At 71.9% G+C, this 18,109-nt stretch carries 12 protein-coding genes; 7 read left to right on the top strand and 5 right to left on the bottom strand.

All coding sequences use genetic code 11. The features are described from left to right. The first annotated feature begins 153 nt into the window (after positions 1–153). Genes AB0F72_RS13640 through AB0F72_RS13625 form a run of 4 tightly spaced genes read left to right on the top strand, consistent with a single transcriptional unit; the run spans position 154 to position 6,449 of the window. Positions 154–2,487 carry a family 43 glycosylhydrolase gene (locus AB0F72_RS13640; protein ID WP_360430036.1) on the top strand — a complete coding sequence of 778 codons (2,334 nt, stop codon included), beginning with the start codon at positions 154–156 and terminating at the stop codon, positions 2,485–2,487. A gap of 38 nt (positions 2,488–2,525) precedes the next feature. Then, a complete protein-coding gene (locus AB0F72_RS13635; RefSeq protein ID WP_360430034.1) occupies positions 2,526–4,802 on the top strand; it encodes a family 43 glycosylhydrolase in 2,277 nt (758 codons plus the stop codon). A gap of 40 nt (positions 4,803–4,842) precedes the next feature. Beyond that, positions 4,843–5,448 (top strand): hypothetical protein, encoded by a 606-nt coding sequence (locus tag AB0F72_RS13630; protein WP_360430032.1) that lies wholly within the window; start codon positions 4,843–4,845, stop codon positions 5,446–5,448. After that, the gene (locus tag AB0F72_RS13625) at positions 5,445–6,449 is read left to right on the top strand and encodes a hypothetical protein (protein WP_360430030.1); all 1,005 of its coding nucleotides are present in this window, start codon (positions 5,445–5,447) and stop codon (positions 6,447–6,449) included. The genes AB0F72_RS13630 and AB0F72_RS13625 overlap by 4 nt, the downstream gene beginning before the upstream one ends. A gap of 13 nt (positions 6,450–6,462) precedes the next feature. On the opposite strand, the gene AB0F72_RS13620 is transcribed toward AB0F72_RS13625, so the two are convergent. After that, positions 6,463–7,128: a TetR family transcriptional regulator gene (locus tag AB0F72_RS13620; protein WP_360430028.1), complete on the bottom strand. Its 666-nt coding sequence runs from the start codon at positions 7,126–7,128 to the stop codon at positions 6,463–6,465. 110 nt (positions 7,129–7,238) lie between these two features. Here AB0F72_RS13620 and AB0F72_RS13615 point away from each other — a divergent pair, with 110 nt between their 5' ends. The 3 genes from AB0F72_RS13615 (at position 7,239) to AB0F72_RS13605 (ending at position 10,888) form a co-directional block, all read left to right on the top strand. Next, positions 7,239–8,168 (top strand): SDR family NAD(P)-dependent oxidoreductase, encoded by a 930-nt coding sequence (locus AB0F72_RS13615; protein WP_360430026.1) that lies wholly within the window; start codon positions 7,239–7,241, stop codon positions 8,166–8,168. A 162-nt stretch (positions 8,169–8,330) separates the two neighbouring features. Next, positions 8,331–8,843, top strand: coding sequence for a hypothetical protein (locus AB0F72_RS13610; protein WP_360430024.1), 513 nt, complete (start codon positions 8,331–8,333; stop codon positions 8,841–8,843). Then, positions 8,840–10,888: a hypothetical protein gene (locus tag AB0F72_RS13605; RefSeq protein WP_360430022.1), complete on the top strand. Its 2,049-nt coding sequence runs from the start codon at positions 8,840–8,842 to the stop codon at positions 10,886–10,888. Before AB0F72_RS13610 ends, AB0F72_RS13605 begins: the two co-directional genes overlap by 4 nt. A gap of 183 nt (positions 10,889–11,071) precedes the next feature. Here AB0F72_RS13605 and AB0F72_RS13600 read toward each other — a convergent pair whose 3' ends face one another. The 4 genes from AB0F72_RS13600 to AB0F72_RS13585 all read right to left on the bottom strand — a co-directional run bounded on the left by AB0F72_RS13600 (position 11,072) and on the right by AB0F72_RS13585 (position 18,032). Beyond that, positions 11,072–11,911 carry an NAD(P)H-binding protein gene (locus AB0F72_RS13600; RefSeq protein ID WP_360430020.1) on the bottom strand — a complete coding sequence of 280 codons (840 nt, stop codon included), beginning with the start codon at positions 11,909–11,911 and terminating at the stop codon, positions 11,072–11,074. A 915-nt stretch (positions 11,912–12,826) separates the two neighbouring features. Beyond that, entirely contained in the window at positions 12,827–13,339 is a 513-nt protein-coding gene (locus AB0F72_RS13595) for a hypothetical protein (protein ID WP_360430018.1), read from the bottom strand. Positions 13,340–13,365: 26 nt separating this feature from the next. Further along, positions 13,366–14,808: an FAD-binding oxidoreductase gene (locus tag AB0F72_RS13590; protein ID WP_360430016.1), complete on the bottom strand. Its 1,443-nt coding sequence runs from the start codon at positions 14,806–14,808 to the stop codon at positions 13,366–13,368. Between the two features lie 35 nt (positions 14,809–14,843). Further along, positions 14,844–18,032 (bottom strand): BTAD domain-containing putative transcriptional regulator, encoded by a 3,189-nt coding sequence (locus AB0F72_RS13585; protein WP_360430014.1) that lies wholly within the window; start codon positions 18,030–18,032, stop codon positions 14,844–14,846. Positions 18,033–18,109: the final 77 nt, after the last annotated feature.

The raw sequence follows: 18,109 nt of genomic DNA, 5'->3' as shown, positions 1-18,109 counted from the left end.
GGTAACACGTTTTCCCGTTGTGTTCGACTGATGATCAATGACGCGATCATTTCGCGGAGATTAACGACGCCGCCCTTAGTGTGCAGTGCTAACCCGCTTTCCCTCGCCGCCTGCACCGTGGCGGGGCTTGTTAGCGCTAACAATGGGGGTTCTGTGCACCGACTCCTTGCCGCGGCGGCCGCGCTGCTGCTCGCCGCCACCGTCGTCCTCGGCGGTGCCGGCGCTGCCTCCGCCGCCGGACCGTGGACGCCGCGATCGTCGTACACCTCGACCGACACCGCAGCCGGCTCCTACACCGTGCCGCTGCTGCGCTCCGACGTGCCGGACATCAGCGTCGAACGCGTGCCCGCCGCCGAGAACGCCGAGGGCCGCGACATCTACTACATGATCAGCACGACCATGCACCTGAGCCCCGGTGCGCCGATCATGAAGTCCTACGACCTGGTCAACTGGCAGATCGTCAGCTACGTCTTCGACCGGGCCAGCGTCGGCGACGCGTTCTCGCTGCGCAACGGGCAGAACTCGTACGGTCAGGGGCAGTGGGCCTCGTCGCTGCGCTACCACGACGGCATGTTCTACGCCGTCTTCAACACCAACAACCTGGGCGGCGCGTACCTCTACCGCACCGACGACATCGAGAACGGCGCCTGGCAGCGCACCGCGCTGGGCCGCGGCCTGCACGACCCGTCGCTGTTCTTCGACGCCGACGGCACGGCGTACATCTTCCACGGCTCCGGCGGCACCAGCGCGGTGCGCCTGGACGCCGGGCTGACCACGATCGTGCAGGACTACCCGAACATCTTCACCGCTGCCGACTTCGCCGGGCAGCCGTTCATCGGCGGCCTGTTCGAGGGCGCCCAGTTCTACCGCATCGACGGCTGGTACTACGCCGTGATCATCACGTGGCCGTCCGGGCAGGGCCGCCAGGTCGTCATGCTGCGCTCGCGGCAATTGCTCGGCAAGGGCACCTACGAGGCGCGCGGCGTGCTCAACTCCAACGGTTTCGCCCAGGGCAGCCTGGTCCCGATCAGCCGGCCCGACGGGTCCACCGCCTGGCACGGCATGTTCTTCCGCGACACCTTCCCGATCGGCCGGATCCCCGCGCTGATCCCGGCCACCTGGTCGGACGGCTGGCCGACGTTCGGCGCCGGCGGCGCCGTCCCGGTCGGCGGCGCGCTTCCCAAGCCGATCCGGCTCAGCCCGGAGCAGGAGACGTTCGAGCGGCAGAAGAGCATCGTCGCCTCGGACGACTTCGCCAACGACGCGCCCGCGCACGGGTACCAGAACGAGCAGTGGCCGGTCACCGGCGACAACGCGCCGAACGGCTCCCGCCTCGACCTGGCCTGGCAGTGGAACCACGCGCCGGACAACCGGTACTGGTCGCTGACCGACCGCGACGGCTGGCTGCGGCTGACCAACGGCTCGGTCGTCACCGGCACGTACCGGCACCGGGTCGGCGGGCAGCCGGAGATGGCCTGGCTCGAGGAGGCCCGCAACACCCTGTCGCAGCGCACCTTCGGGCCCCGGCAGTCCGCCGAGACCACGCTGGACTTCTCCGGCCTGACCGACGGCGACACCGCCGGGCTGGCGGTCTACAACCGCGGTTTCTCCTACGTCGCGGTGAGACGGACCGGCGGGGTGAGCACGCTCGGCGTCGTCAACCGCAGCGGCCCGTTCCCCGCCGACGTCGACCAGGCCGCCCTGGAGGCGTTCCGGCCCGGCAGCACGGTGGCGCTCGGCGACGCCACGCGGGTGCACCTCAAGGCCGACCTGGACTTCACCACCGGCGGCCAGCTCTGGACCACCTTCCACTACAGCCTGGACGGCCGGCGGTGGCAGCAGCTCGGCGACCGGGTCGGGCCGCAGACGCTGGACGGCAGCCTGGCGCACTTCATGGGGCACCGGGTCGGGTTGTTCAGTTACGCCACCCAGCGCGCCGGCGGGCACGCCGACTTCGACGAGTTCCTGCTCAGCGACGTCCTCACCGCCCCGGGCGCGGCGCTGGACACCACCGCGCTCGACGCCGCTGTCGCCCACGCGGCGACGTTGCAGCCGGCCCGCTACCCGGCCGGCGCGTGGGCCGCCATGCAGACCGCGCTCGCCGCGGCCCGCGACGCCCGCACCGAGGGCTTCGGCACCCAGAACCAGATCGACGCGCCGGAGCGGGCGCTGAGCTACCGGCTCGCCGAGCTCGGCACCCTCGCCGGGCTACCGGTCACCCTCAGCGCTCAGGCGCGATGCGTGGCCGGCAGGGCGTACGTCGCGGTACAGGCCCGCAACGAGGGCGACGGCCCGGTCACCGCCGAACTGCGCACCGGGTACGGCACCCGCACGGTCACCGGGATCGCGCCCGGCGCCGCCGCCTACCAGTCGTTCGCCGTCCGCGCCCCGGGTGTCCCGGCCGGAACCGCCGAGGTCCGGATCACCGGCGCCGACGCCACCACGACCACCCGCACTGCCGCCTATCCCGCTGTCACCTGCGACTGAAACCCCGGAGGGACTCACCTGTGCAGATAAAACGGATCTTGAGCGCCGCGCTGCTGATCGCCGCCGGGCTGGTCGGCGTGGCCGCGCCGGCCCGGGCCGCCGAGCCTGACCTGATCGTCAACGGTGGCTTCGAGGACGGGCTGACCGGCTGGTTCGTCAACAACGGCAACGCCTCCGACACCGCGGTCCTGACGCCGGTCGGCGACCCTTACTCCGGCAGTGCCGCCGCACGTGTCTCCGGCCGGGCCACCACCGGGTCCGGGCCGATGCAGGATCTGTCCGGCAAGGTGCGGGCCGGCACGACGTACGCGGTCGCCGCCCGGGTTAAGTACGACAACCCGAACAGCCCGCCCACCAAGCAGTTCTTCGTCACCATGCACTACGGCGGCTCGACGTACACGAACCTCGGCACGGTGACCGCCACCCGCGGGCAGTGGGGGCTGATCCAGGGCACCTTCACGATCCCGGCCGCACAGAACGTCACCACCGCGCGGATCTTCGTGGAGACGCCGTGGACGTCGTCGCCGCAGACCGCCCCGGACACCCACCTGATGGACTTCACCGTCGACGACGTGACGCTGTCCGAGTTCCTGCCGTCGACCACGATCGAGGCGCTCGGCAAGAACCCCGGCGAGGGCAACCCGCTGATCTCGCACAAGTTCGGCGCCGACGGCAACGCGTTCGTCCACGACGGCCGGGTCTACCTCTACATGACCAACGACACCCAGGTGTACGCGCCCGGGCCGGACGGGATCTCGCCGACAAACACCTACGGCGGCATCAACACGATCACCGTGATCTCCTCCGACGACCTGGTGAACTGGACCGACCACGGCGAGATCAACGTGGCCGGGGCGAGCGGGATCGCCACCTACGCGAGCCAGTCCTGGGCGCCGGCCGTGGAGAGCAAGGTCGTCGGCGGCACGGAGAAGTTCTTCCTCTACTTCGCCAACAACGGCGCGGCCACGGGCGTCATCGTGGGTGACTCGCCGATCGGCCCGTGGCGCGACGAGCGCGGCAGCCTGCTGATCACCAGCGCCACGCCGGGCGCCTCGAACGGCCGCAACTGGCTGTTCGATCCGGGCGTGTTCCGCGACGACGACGGCCAGGGCTACCTGTATTTCGGCGGGGGTGGCGACGACGGCTCCGGCAGTTACGAGAACACCAACCACCCGAGATCCACCCGGGTGATCAAGCTCGGCGACGACATGGTCAGCACGCAGGGCTCGGCGCAGACGATCGACGCGCCGCTGGTCTTCGAGGCCGGGCACGTGTTCAAGCGTGGCACGAAGTACTACTACTCGTACTCGTCCAACTTCGGGCACTCCGGGCCGGTCGACCCGGCCGGGCCGCCGACCGGCGCGATCGCCTACCTGATGGCGGACAGCCCGATGGGGCCGTGGACCGCCGACACCTACGCCGGCGTGATCTTCAAGAACCCGGGGACGTACTTCGGCGCCGGGGGCAACAACCACCAGTCGGTGTTCAAGCTCGGCGACGACTACTACTTCACCTATCACGCGCAGACGCTCAACCGGCGGATCACCGGCGGCGCCACCCAGGGCTTCCGCAGCCCGCACATCGCCAAGCTGGCCTTCCGCCCCGACGGCACGATCCAGGAGGTCACCGGCACGTTCGACGGGGTGCCGCAGATCAAGCGCCTCGACCCGTACCGGACCGTGCAGGCGGAGACGATCGCCTGGCAGCAGGGGATCGCCACCCGCAGGATCAGCAACGCGCCGGACCTGGCGCTCACCGACGTCGACAACGGGGACTTCACGTCGCTGTCGTCGGTGGACTTCGGATCGGGCGCCGCGTCGGTCGAGACCCGGGTGCGCCCGCTCGCGGCGGGCGGCACGATTGCGGTACGCCTCGACGCGCGCACCGGCCCGGTGGTGGCGACCATCCCCGTCACCGGCACGACGGGGGAGTGGACCACACTGCGCGCCGTCCTCGGCGGGGTCACCGGTGTGCACGACGTCTACTTCACCTACACCGGACCGGCCGGCGCCGACCTGTTCGAGGTCGACAGCTGGGCGTTCCGCCCGTCGGCCGCGGTCACCGCGACCGCCGAGTCACGGTGCGTCGCGGGCAGGGCGTACGTCGCGGTCCGGGCCCGCAACGACGGGACCGCCGCGGTGGGCGTGACGCTGCAGACCCCGTACGGAAGCAAGCAGTTCCCGGACGTGGCGGCCGGCGCCTCCGCGTACCAGTCCTTCACCGCACGGGCCGCGAGCGTCCCGGCCGGCTCGGCCACCGTCCGCGCCGGCGCCACCGAGGTCACCGCCGCCTACCTCGCCGTCACCTGCTCCTGACGACCACCCCTGCTCCTGAGAAGATCACCTGGAGAAGATCATGAAACGCAATGCCGTCGTGGCCTGCGCCCTGCTGTCCGGGGCGATCCTGATACCGCTGCCCGCCGCCGCCGACCCGGGCGGCAGCGACCAGGTGCGGGTGACCGTCGACATCGAGGAGATCCGCGAGCCGGGTGTGCTGGCCCTGTCCATCGCCGGCGACGCGGTGACGCTCACCGAGGACGGCTCCACCGCGCTGGTCCGCCAGTTCACCGGAAGCCTGCCGGCGGTGACCGTCACCGACACCCGCACCGATGTTCCCGCCGGGGCGGCCTGGGCCGTGCTCGGTAGCGCGTCGGCGTTCACCGGCGCCGCCGGGCAGCAGCCGATCAGCGCCGACCACCTGGGCTGGAAACCGCGGCTGCTCGACGGCGGCGACACCGGCCTGGTCAGCGAGGGCGAGGAGGTGGTGACAGTGCTGGACGAGCAGACCCAGCCGGGCAACGACGTCGGCCTGGTCGACCAGGAACTGCTGGTCTCGACGTTCGACTCGCAGGCCGTGGCCGGTGGCGCGTACTCCGTCGACGCCGACCTGTTCCTGCGCACCCCGGCCGACGTGGCGGCCGGCCAGTACGCCTCGACGCTCACCCTGTCGCTGTTCGAGTGAGCATGCCGCGCCGGGCACTGACAGTGCTCGCCGCGGTGACCCTCGCCGCTCCGGCCCTCCCGGCCGGAGCGGCGGCGGCGCCCGGCGGCACCACACTGACCTGGACCGTCCAGCCGGCCACCGCGCAGGGGCCGGACGGTCGTCGGTGGATCGAACGCACCCTCGACCCCGGGCAGCAGGTGACCGAGCACCTCGCCGTCCGCAACCTCGGCGACCGGCCGGTGACGTTCGCGCTGAAAGCCGCCGACGGGTACCTGACGGAGAAGGGCAGGTTCACCATGCTCTCCTCGGACCGCGCCTCGACCGGCGGCGGGACCTGGATCGACGTGCGGGACACCGTCCGGGTCGGTGCGAACGCCACCGCCGTCGTGCCGTTCACGATCCGCGTGCCCGAGGACGCGGCGCCCGGCGATCATCCGGCCGGTATCGCGGCCGTCGTCGCCAGCGCCGGCGCCGCCGTGACGGTGGAGAGCCGCGTCGGCTTCCGGGTGATGCTGCGGGCGACCGGTACCGCCCGTGCGGTCCTGGACGTCGGCGACGTGACAGTCGAACGGTTGCCGTCGTGGAACCCGTTCGCGGGCGCGGCGATCCGCATCCGGCACACCGTGGCCAACACCGGAAACGTGTGGTCGTCCGGGGTGGCGCGGAGCAGCGTCGCCGGGCCGTTGGGAGCCGGTCGCCGCGAGGCCACGGCCGAGATCGGGGAGCTGCTGCCCGGCGGCGGCACGGCCACCACGACGGTGATCGGCGGGGTGTGGCCGCTCGGGCCGATGCGCGCCGAGGTGGCGGTGACGCCCGAGCCGCGCGGCGAGCACGCCGGCGCGCAGATCCGGGCGGCAGCGCGGACGGCCACCGTCTGGATCGTGCCGTGGCCGCAGCTGCTGCTGGCGCTGGCGGCGGGGCTGGTGGGTGGCGGCTGGCTGACGGCGCGCCGCCGCAGCCGGCGCCGGCTGGCCCGATTGCTGGCGGCTGCCCGGGAACAGGGCCGTGCCGAGAGCTGACTGAGCCGCGGCGTCAGTGGCGGGGCAGCACGCCCAGGAGCGTCGCGGTCAGGGCCTGCTTCAAGGAGTCCCTCAGTTCCGAGTGGAAGCGGGCCAGATCGGGCTCGGCCAGGTAGGCCGCCTGCAGACTGGGTGGGGGAGTGCTGTACGCCGACAGCGCGCCGGCCATGACCATGGTCTGCAGGCTGAACAGTGTCCCTTTCTCGCCGAGCTCCGGCAGGTACTTCTGGATCAGCGCCGTCATGGTCGCCAGGCGCTCCAGGGAGGCGCGCTTGTAGCGCGTCACGACCTCGACGGAGACGTTGTGCTCCAGGACGCTGCCCTGCGCGCCGAAGAGGTCGCACATCACCATCCGGCCGGAGAGCGAGCGGCTGAGGACCTCGGCCACCGCTTCCGCGCGCCCGGCCATGGGCTGATCCGTGCCGACGCCGGCGGCCAGCTCGCCCGCCAGGGCCGTCAGCCACTCCTGCAGGAAGCGGTCCAGCAGTTCCAGCAGCACCGCCTCGCGGGACTCGAAGTAGCGCAGCACGTTCGGCTTCGCCAGGCCGACGCGGCGGCTGAGCTCGTTGAGAGTGACAGCGGCCACGGGCATCTCGTCGAGCATGGCCGACGCCACGTCGAGGATCGCCTGTCGGCGGAGTTCGCGCTGCTCTTCGGTTCGCGCCCGCTGGAAAGTCACGATCAACAGCTTAACTTACGTACCTCCGGTACGTTGACAACGTACCGGGAGTACTTTAGCGTGGTCCGGGACAAGATACTTCCGGTACGTTATACAGCGGGGAGCCTGACATGAGTGCGAAGTGGACGACGGCGAACATTCCGGACCAGCGTGGCCGGGTGGCAGTGGTGACCGGCGCCAACACCGGACTGGGATTCGAGACGGCCAGGGCCCTCGCCGAGCACGGGGCGTCAGTGGTGCTCGCCGTGCGCGACGCCGAGAAGGGCGAGCGGGCCGCGGCCCGGATGACCGGCGACGTGACGGTGCAGGCGCTGGACCTGACCTCGCTCGACTCCGTCCGGACCGGGGCGGCGGCGCTGCGGTCCCGGTTTGACCGGCTCGACCTGCTGATCAACAACGCCGGCGTGATGTACACCCCGAAGCAGACCACCCGGGACGGCTTCGAGATGCAGTTCGGCACCAACCACCTCGGCCACTTCGCGCTCACCGGGCTGCTGCTGGACCTGATGCTGCCGGTGCCCGGCTCACGCGTGGTGACCGTCAGCAGCACCGGCCACCGGATCCGGGCCGCGATCGACTTCGACGACCCGCAGCGGGAACGCTCGTACAGCCGGGTCGCCGCCTACGGCCAGTCCAAGCTGGCCAACCTGATGTTCACGTACGAACTGCAGCGCCGGCTCGCCCCGCACGGGACCACCGTCGCGGTGGCCGCGCACCCCGGCATGTCCAGCACCGAACTCACCCGCAACACCCCGGCCGCCCTCCGCCTCCCGATCACCTGGCTCGCCCCGCTGATCACCCAGACGCCGGCGATGGGGGCGCTGCCGACCCTGCGCGCCGCCACCGACCCCGCCGTGCTCGGCGGCCAGTACTACGGTCCCGGCGGACGCAACGAGGTCAAGGGCCACCCCCGCCTGGTCACCTCCAGCCCGCAGTCGTACGAGGTGGCCGTCCAGCAGCGGCTGTGGACCCTCTCCGAGGACCTCACCGGTGTGACGTTCCCCGTCGGCGCGTCCGGCCACGGTCTTCTGCCCCGGTGACCACCCCGGCCGGGGAACGGCGTCGAACGGACCCCCGAAATCGCGGAGGCATCCCGCGCGGCCCGGAATTCACCCGATCCTCCGATGTCGGCCAATCGTTCCAGATGCGTCGCTGTTCTATCATCGGTGTCCTCGCCCGGGGGCGTCAGGAGTCGAGAGTTCATGATGGTGCGCGCCACACGGATCCGGTCCAGCAGCCTGGCTGACCTCTTCACCATGGTCGCGGAAACGGGAAGCCGGACTCTGGTGGTGGACGTCGAACCACTCATTCTTCACTGGTCGGAGCCGGATTCCCGGTTCCGTTCCCGGGCGGCGGCCTTCGTCGAACTGGTCGGCGCGGAATCACCGTCGATTCACCGCATCGTCTTCGCGTCGAATTCCCGTCGTGTCCTGCCCCGGGTCGCGGACGGGCACACCGGCCGGGTCACCGTCGTCTCGCAGGCCGGCAAACCGTGGCGGCTCGATCTCGTCGCGGGCCTTCCCCGGCCGGTCACCGTGATCGGAGATCAGCCCGGGACCGACGGTGTGCTGGCGTGGCGGCTGGGTGGCGGATTCCATCAGTGGGTGCACCGGGGGACCCAGCCGTGGTGGCCCCGGACGCAGATGCGCCTCGGTTCGGCGTTCGCGCCCATCATCTTCCGGCCGCACCGTCCCGGCGGGTCGGCGGAGCGATGAGACAGGGTCCCCGGAACCTGATGCGCCGCGCGGGCCGGGCCCAGGTCCTGGAGAGCGCCGATCAGCTGGCGACCGCGACGCGGGACACGCTGAGCCTGGAGGCGCTTCTCCTCGACTACGAGATGGCGCGGGACGACGAGCGGACCGTCACCAACATCCAGGCCGGGCTGTACGGAGTGGCCATCGCGCTGATCGCGCTGATGGCGGGTGCTCTGACCCAGGAGTGCGGTTTCGGGATGAAGCAACCGCCGGACTGCACCAACGTGCCCGACGCGATCCTCGCCGCCGTCCCGATACTGCCGCTGGGGCTGATCGCCTTCATCCAGAGCATCGGCTCGGTGTCGACGATCCGCAGCTATTACCTGCGCGGGCTTGAGGTCGAGATCGGCCGCTTCGCGGACAAGCCCATGACGGCCCTGGGCGACCTGAGGCCGGTCAGCTACATCGGTCTGACGACGGAGTTCGTCAGCCTGCGCCGGGGAGGCGTGGCGAACCGGCTGCTCTTCAACGTCATTCTGGCGGCCATCCTGGTGGTCTTCGGTGGCATGACGATCTACATCGGCATGGCGATCGCACCCCCGTACCAGGCTGCCATGGCGCTCGTGTACGGAACGGTGGTCGGGATCCTGGTGACCCAGACCGTCGAGGCGGTCTTCCACGGCCCGCGTCTGTTCCGGTCGGTGGCGCAACGGTTCGTCCGCGGACCCGGCTACGCCGGACTGCCCCGGGCCCACGCCGACGCTGCCGCCGATGGCGTGGAGCAGCCGCGGGTGCCGCGCGCCCGGAGCCTGACCTCGTACCTCGTCCTGCCCCGCCCGGAGGACCTGATCAAGTGGACGATCGCGCCGCTGACCTATGCCGCGTTCGCCTGGACGGTCGGCGACTGGGCGGATTGGCGCCGATTCGTCCTCGCCTGGATCATCCTGGAGTACCTGACCTACATGGCGCGGTACCAGTGGAACGACGTCCGGGGCGTCGTCGACGACTGGGGTCATCGTGAGGCCCGCGCCCGGGGCCGGCTCCCGGCCACCACCGACCGGGCCGAGTCGCGGCGCAACATAATGGTCAGCCTGCTGGTGGCCGGCCTGCGGCTGATACTGGCGATGCTCATCGCCGGGATAGCCGGACTCACCGGGCAGGTCGCGGCGATGATCGCCGCCGTCTTCGGCGTGGCGGTTCTCTACGAGTTCCTGCGGTCCCGGACGCGGGGCGGGCTCACCGTCAGCACTGTCGCGATCTGGCTTCTCGTCGGTGCCGGCTACGCGATCCGGGGTGCCGTGGGCATCGGGGGCGCCGGCGTGTCACTGCTGTCCCGGCCGGCGCTGGCCGGGATGGGATTCCTCCTCACGTTCGGCATGATGTTCGTCCTGCTCACATGGGTTCTCGACGCCAGCTCGTACGGGCGGGTCGAAGCCGACGGATCATGGTCGTTCCGGTCGGCGCTGCGACGGAAGCCGCACCTGGCGGAGCTGCTCCGCTTCGTACCGGTGAAGATCTCCCGATACGAAGAGCCGCCGGACCCCGACGACACCGAGCAGGACGACGGCTACGGCGGCGCTCGCCGGCTCCTGCGCGACAATCGGCGACGCCCGCGACCACTCGCTCCGTGGAACCTCGCGCACCTGGCCGCAGCCGTGTCGGCCGCCGTGCTGGGCATCGAGCTGGCCGGCTCGACCGGCCGGGGGCCCGGGGTCCATGCGGCCGCGGTGGCCTCCTGCCTCCTCTTCGCCGTGCTCCTGCAGCAGCTCAGGAACGGCTGGGTGAACGGATTGACGATCGCCGCGGGGGCTGTCCCGCTGGTCGCCCTCAGCCTCTCCACCGGCCTCGTCCCGGCCCTCCTCGGCGCCGCGCCGTGGCTGGTGGCGAGCCTGACATACCTGAGCTTCCGCAACAGCTCCTATCAGGATCTCAAATCGTTCGGTCCGACGATGGTGAAGCACCTCCGGAGGATTCCCGCGCAGCTGCTGCGCGTCATCGTCGGAACCGTCACCTGGGAAGGGGTGGTGGACACGCCGCACCGGCGGGACGACGCCGGGAAGGTGTGAGGGTTCGTCGCCGGCACCGGTCCGGCAGCATCCGGCAGCGGGCCGCCGGGATCGACCGGGCGCGTCGCTAGACGGCCTCGCCCAGCAGCCGGGTGCCCGCGCGGCCCCACACCGGCAGGCCAGCCTCCGGCCTGAAGTGACGGCGGGCCGGGCCACCGTACGCGGTGGCCCGGCCCGATCTGCTCAGGCGCGGAACTCGTCAGCGTTCTCCCGGGCCCACTGCGCGAACGTCCGTGCCGGGCGTCCGGTCACCTTCTCGACTGTCGGCGCCACCGTGTAGCCGATCTCCGGGGTGTTGCCCTGCGCCCACACGAAGAACTCGATGACCTCGTCCGGGAAGCCCTCGGCGCGCCACTGCTCCCGGGCCTGCTCCTCGGTGAGCGGGACGAGCCGCACCTCCCGGCCGATCGCCTCGCCGATGATCCGCACCATGTCGGGCGGTGTCAGCACCTCCGGCCCGGTGATCGGCAGTTCCTGCCCGGGATATCCGCCCCGGGCCAGAACCGCGGCGCCGACCGCGCCGATGTCCGCGTCGTGCACCATCGCGCTGCGCCGCTCGACGAAACCGGCGCGCACCACCCCGTCATCGCGGATCGAAGCCGCCCAGTCCAGCGCGCCGGACATGAACTCCACCGGCAGCAGAACTGTCCATTCCAGAGCACTGTGCTGCACGGCGGTCTGCAACGGGCTGTCACCACCGCCATTGGGTACGGTGACTCGCCGTACCCCCGCGGTCAGCAGTTGCCGCACGACGGCGGCACTTGTCCGCTCGCTCAGTGGCTCCTCGCCGGCGAAGGTGATGAGCTGAACCGTCTCCACACCCGCCAGGGCCGGCGCCAGGGAGGCCGGGTCGGTGAGGTCGCCCTGGACCATGTCGGCACCCGGCAGGTCCACTCCGCCGAGCTTGCGGGTCATGGCCCGGACCCGATGCCCGTCCTGTGCCAGGGCCGCCACGGTGTGGCGGCCGACGTTCCCGGTTGCTCCGGTGACCAATGTTGCTCCGGTGATCGATGTCGTCGTCATGGCGGCGAAGCTAGGGCCTGATGCGGTCATGACGCGTCCGCAATTGAACCCGCCGCCTGGTAGTGCGCCGATGCGGCCGCTCGTCACGGCCGGTTGCCGGTGACCGTGGAGCGCTGTGGCTCTGCGTCATTTCGCAGGGCCTGGGGCGTCCGCGTGTTTCCGTGAAGCGCGGCGGTGACCGCGGATGCCGGCACGCAGGGTGACAACGGTTGGTGACAACGGTTCGCGCTGACGACCAGCCGGACCAGCCGGTCGTGAGTGCTGTAGCCGTCGCCGTCTACCGGCGGAAACGTGGGTGGGGCCGCGGCTGACCGGTCGCCGCGCCGTCTTCCGGGGCCATTAGGTCTTCGGTGAGGTCCGTTTCCGCTACCTCGAGCTTGATCACATGCCTGGGCTACGGCTCGGTGACGCGAGCCGTAGGCCAGTGCGGTTTCCCGGGCTTGATCACATGTGTGGGCTACGGCTCGGTGAGGCGAGCCGTAGGCCAGTGCGGTTATCCGGGCTTGATCACATGCCTGGGCTACGGCCGGGACGGCGGGTTCCAAGATCGGCGAGACGGGTGGTGGCTGGTGCGAGATGCCAGCCGCAGGACGCCAGCGCGGGGCGCGGGACACGCGGGGCGCGGGGCGCGGGACACGGGACACGCGGGGCGCGGGGGAGCGGGGCGCGGACACGCGGGGCCAGGCGGCGCGGGGCCAGGCGGCGCGGTGCCCGGACAGCCGGGGCGCGCGGGCTCAGGGATCTTCGCGTTTCCGCACTCAGCGCCGGCCCGCCCGCCCGGCTCCACGATCGACAACCGCGAGACCCGCCGATCGCGGCGTGTCACCGGCCTCGGCAGGGGCGCCTGGATCCTGACCAGGTGCCCCTGCCGAGTGGGTTCGGCTGAAAAGCCGGCGTGGGCCGCCGTCTGCATCCTCAGAAGGTCTCGGCGATCTCCGGCGTGTCGAACGTGGTGTTCTTCTTGGTCAGCGGATTGCGGAACGTGATCCTGCCGAACACCTCGTCACCCCGGTTCCCGGGGACGTTGTCCTCGTCGAGGAACTGCGCGCCGACGACCGTGTCGAAGTCACAGCTGAGGCCGAACCCGTCGGAGGCACCGAGGGTGGTGATCGGGACGTTGAACAGGTTGTCGTCGCCGTCCGGCCAGGTGTCGCCGCCGAGGACCCGGGCCGACAGCGGATCCCCCGGAGCGTCGATGATCGCTTGCGCGTCGCTGCGGCTCATGAAGATGTCGATGCCCAGGTGGACGCGGTACTGCTCGCCGGCGCGTTCGATGAACAGGCACCAGCCGCTGCCGAAGCCGTCACCCCGGCACACCTGGCGGGGCAGCGACGATGCCGAGGCCGGCGCCGCCAGGGCCGGCGCCGCTGTCACGACCAGCGCGGTCGCGGTCGCGGCGGCGCCGATCAGTATCCGGCGAAGAATCATCGGTTTTCTCCTTGATCGGGGAACGCTCACCGTTCGGCGCTCGGCGGGATGTTCTGGTTGAGCCGGAACAGGTTGGCCGGGTCGTAGCGCTGCTTGACGGCGACCAGCCGGTCGTAGGTGTCGCCCGGGTACGACGCCCGGACCTGGTCGCCGCTCGCCTCACCGGTGAAGTTGACGTACGTCGCGGCGTCGGCGGCGACGCTCCCGGTGGTCGCGCGGGCCCAGTCGACGACGCCGGGGAACCCCTCCGCGGCGGGCGTCCGCGCCACCACGTTGAGGATGAACTCCCGGTCGCGGGTGGCGAAGGCGGTGCTGCCGGCCGGGACCCGGGACATGGCGCCGCCGAGATGGTGCACGTGCAACTCGGTCAGCGGGTTCGGCACTGTCGCGTACGCGCGCAGCAGTGCGCTGATCGCCGGCTCGTCGAGATCGTGGAGGAAGGCGGAGCGGAAGTAGTTGTGCAGGCCGCTCGGGTACAGCGGATCGATCAGCGACTGCATCGCCACGTACGGCATCGGGCCGAAGAGGTCGGTGATCGGCGGCCCGATTTCCCGGAAGGCCCGGGTGTGCTGGTCGCCGTCGGTCACCGGGCCCGACCACATGCCGAGAACCGCCACGACCGGCTTGCCGTGGACCGACTCGGGCAGGAACGGCACCGGCGGCGCGGTGGTGAGGTTGAGGACGGTCGTCAGCCGGTCGGGCGCGCCCGCGCAGGCCTTGCGGTAACCCGCCAGGATCGTCTCGGCATGCTCACCCGGATAGAACACGGCGCCGGCGAAGACGGTCGGCCCGACGTCGTGCAGGGCGTACTCGAATGAGGTGACCACCCCGAAGTTGCCGCCGCCGCCCCGCAGGGCCCACCACAGGTCGGGGTTCTCACCGGCGCCGGCGTGCAGCAGCTGGCCGTCCGCCGTCACGACGTCCGCCCCGACGAGGTTGTCGCTGGTGAGACCGCACCGGCGGACCAGCCAGCCGATCCCGCCGCCCAGGGTGAAGCCGGCGATGCCGGTCGTGGAGACCAGCCCACCGGTGACCGCCAGGCCGAAGGCCTGGGTTTCGTGGTCCAGGTCCTGCCAGAGGGCGCCGGCCTGGGCGACCACCCGCCGGGTGTACGGGTCGACCCGGATGCCCTTCATCGGCGAGCAGTCGAGGACCAGCCCGTCGTCGTTGGTGGAGAACCCGGCGAGGCTGTGCCCACCGCCGCGGACGGCGAGGGACAGGTTCTGGCTGCGGGCGAACTGCACACCTCTGATCACGTCGGCCACGCCGGCGCAGCGCAGGATCAGCGCCGGCTTGCGGTCGTGTGCGCCGTTCCAGATCGACCGGGCCTCGTCGTAGCCGTCGCTCCCGGCGTCGAGCAACTGTCCGCGTACGCCCTGGGTCAGCTCGGCCAGGGTGGCCGCGCCGAGAGGCGGCGGCCGATCGTGGGGTGCGTTCCTGGCATTGTCGTTGTTGCTGTCGGTTCGCATGAGGACAGCCAATCAGCCATCCCCTGAGCACTGTCTTAGCGCGACTTAGCGGTGAGCCCGCCGGCCCGCGCCCGGCCCAGCCGGCAGCCCGCGGCGGTGAAGAGGGTCGCGGCTTCGGCACCGAGCCGGCCGGCGTCGGCACGGTCGCCCGCGGCCCACGCGAGCTCGGCCGCGAACTGGAGCGCCCAGCCGGTCAGCCGTGGGTACCCCTGCGGCCGCATCGCTGCCACTGCCTGCCCGGCCAGGTCACGACTGCGGGCCCTGTCGCCGGCGAACAGCTCCACGACGGCGAGGTCCAGCAGGCTGCCGGCGGTACCGGGCGCGTCCTCCATCTCGAGCCCGTGGCGCAGGGCGATGCCGCCGTGCCGGCGGCCGGCCGCGATGTCACCGGCCGCGGCGTCGGCCATGCCCAGGTTGGCCAGCGTCAGGTTCTCGCCGCGGCAGTCACCGAGCCGGCGGCGCAACCGCAGCGCGTCACCCAGGTGCTCCCGGGCGTCCCCGAACCGGCCCAGGTCGCGCTCGATACAGCCGAGCTGGTGCAGCGAGAGCGCGCGACCGGCATCGTCGCCCAGCCCCGCGAAGACCGCGACGGCCCGCCGGACGGCGACGACGGCGGACGCGAGATCCCGGTCGAGCCGGTGCGCGGACGCGATCGCCGACCAGATGTGGCCGGGCGCCTGCGCGTGCCCGACCTGACGGCCGATCAGCGCGCTCTCCTCGAACGCGGGGACCCACGTGTCACCGCAGGGAATCAGTACCACCGCCGAGGTGGCCGCGGGGAGGACGGGGCCGGCGTCCGGTGCCACCCGATCGACGGCGGCCAGGGTGTGCCGCAGGCCGGTCAACGCGGCCGGGGCCTCCTCACGGAACAGCGCGACGAGGCTTCGCAGCCAGTGCGCGGCGGCGGCCACCTGCGGCGCGTCGAGCGACCGGGCCTCGTCCAGTCCGCGATCGGCGATCGCGGCGGCCGCCACCACGTTGCCCCCCACCGGTTGCAGGAAGCCGGCCAGCACACGGGTGAAGGCGGCCTCGGCCGGTGATCCGACCCGTTCCATCTCCGCCACGGCGGCGGCGCCCAGCTCGGCGAGCCGCGACGACTGGCCCCGGCGGGCGTTCAGGACCGCCAGCCCGAGAAGGGCCCGGGAGCGCTCCGCCCCGGACGTCCTCGGCGCGGCCGCCAGGGTGCGCTCCAGCCACCGCGATCCCTCGACGAAGTGTCCCCGCGCCAGCCAGAAACGCCACAGGCTGACCGCGAGCAGCAGCGCCTCGTCCGGTTCCGCCCACAGCGACCAGTCGAGGGCGGCCCGCAGGTTGTCGTGATCCGGGTCGAGCAGCTGCGGCCGGGCCTCGACGACGTCACGGCGGCGATCCGGGTCGTGGTCGGCGGCCATCCGCCGGAAGTACCCGAGGTGCGCCGCCCGGACCGCCGCCTCCTCACCCGCGCCGCGCAGCTGTTCGTGCCCGAACTGCCGGATCGTCTCGAGCAGCCGGTAGCGCGTCCGGTCCGCGGCCGGCTCCACCTGCACCATCGACTTGTCCACGAGCCGGGCCAGGCAGTCCAGGATCATCGCCGGCGTCAGCGGGGGAGCGGCGCAGACTCCCTCGGCGGCGTGCACGGTGAAGCCACCCGCGAAGACCGACAGCCGGCGCAGCAACACCTGCTCGGCGACGGTGAGCAGGCTGTGACTCCACTCCAGGGTGGCGCGCAGCGTCGCGTGCCGGGTCATCCGCCCGGTGCCGCTGAGCACGCTCAGCGCGCTACCGAGGCGTTCGGCGATCTCCACGGAGGTCAGGTGCGCCAGACGCGCGGCGGCCAGTTCGATCGCCAGTGGCACGCCGTCCAGCCGCTGGCAGATCCGCACCACCGGGGCCGCGGTGGACTCGTCGAGCCGGAAGTCGCCGCGCACGAGACGAGCTCGGTCCACGAACAGCCGCACGGCCTCACGGGTGAGCGCCTCGGCGACCGGCTCCGCCGGCATCGGCACGGTCAGGGAGGGAACCCGCAGGATCACTTCCCCGGGTACGTGCAGCGCCTCCCGGCTGGTCGCCAGCGCCCGCAGTCCGGGGCATGCCACCAGTAACCGTCGCAGCAGGTCCGCGCAGGCGTCCACCACCTGCTCGCAGTTGTCGAACAGCAGCAGGACGTGCCGGGTGGCGAGCCGGGCCACCAGCGCCCGCACCGGATCGGCGCCGGCGGCCGGGTCCAGCCCCATCGCCTCGGCCACCGCGTCGGACAGGCGCTCCGGAGTCGTGACCGGCGCGAGATCAACCAGCCACACGCCGTCGGCGTACCCGTCGACCAGGCCCCGGACGGCCTCCTCGGCCAGCCGGGTCTTGCCCACGCCGCCGGGGCCGGTCAGGGTGACGAGCCGTGCCCGGGACAGCTCCCGCCGTACCTCGGCCACTTGGCGCTCACGCCCGATGAAGCTGGTCAGGCCCGGCTGCAGGTTGCTGCCGGCCGACGGCCGGGGCGACGGCGCGACGTCCACGCTGTCCGCCAGCAGGTCGCGATAGAGCAGGCGGGAGGCCGGGTCGGGATCGGTGCCGAAGTCCTCGCCCAGCTCGGTGCGCAGCCGTTCGTAGAGCGCCAGCGCCTCCGACCGCCGGCCCTGCCCGGCCAGCAGCCGCATGTACGCCCGGGCCGCGGGCTCGTGCACGGGGTCGGCCTCGATCGCCCGGCGCAGCGACCTCGCCGCCGCGTCCGTCTCACCGTGGCGGGTGGCTTCGGCCGCGTGCGCGATCAGCAGGTCGCAGTACGTCTGCCGGAGGTCGCCACGCTCCGGGCCGGCCCAGTCCGCGAACCGGTCCTCGGGCAACAGCTCACCCGTGTACGCGTCGGCAGCGGCCGCCAGATCACCCAGCGTGCGGGTCGCCCACGCCTGCGCGGCGAGCCGCCGGAACGACAGCACGTCCGTCTCGACCGGGCCGTCGGCGTGCAGCAGCACCAGCCCGTCGTGGAAGGCCAGCACCTGGCCCGGCGAACTGGTCCCGGTCAGTTCGCGGCGGCCCACGCGCAGCGCCTGGTGCAGGTTGTTCGCCGCGGCGGCCGCGGTGCGGTCCGGCCACAGGAGATCGAGCAGCTGGTCGCGGTGCATCCGCTGCTCCGGAGCCAGCGCCAGCATCTTCACCATGGTCTGCGCCTTGCGTAACCGCCACGGCCGAGCGCCGGCGTCCCGGCCGTCCACATCGATCGCGAATCTCCCGAACAGTCGGATGCGCATCATCCACCCCCGGCCTCGCCTCCGACCCTATGCTCCCGGCGACCGCCCGGCGGCCGTGCGCCGCAAAGCCGACCGTTGTG

The organism is Actinoplanes sp. NPDC023936 (assembly GCF_040639325.1).
Taxonomy (GTDB): Bacteria; Actinomycetota; Actinomycetes; order Mycobacteriales; family Micromonosporaceae; genus Actinoplanes.
The sequence above is the reverse complement of the archived record's forward strand: the minus strand, read 5'-3'. Positions and strand labels throughout refer to the sequence as shown.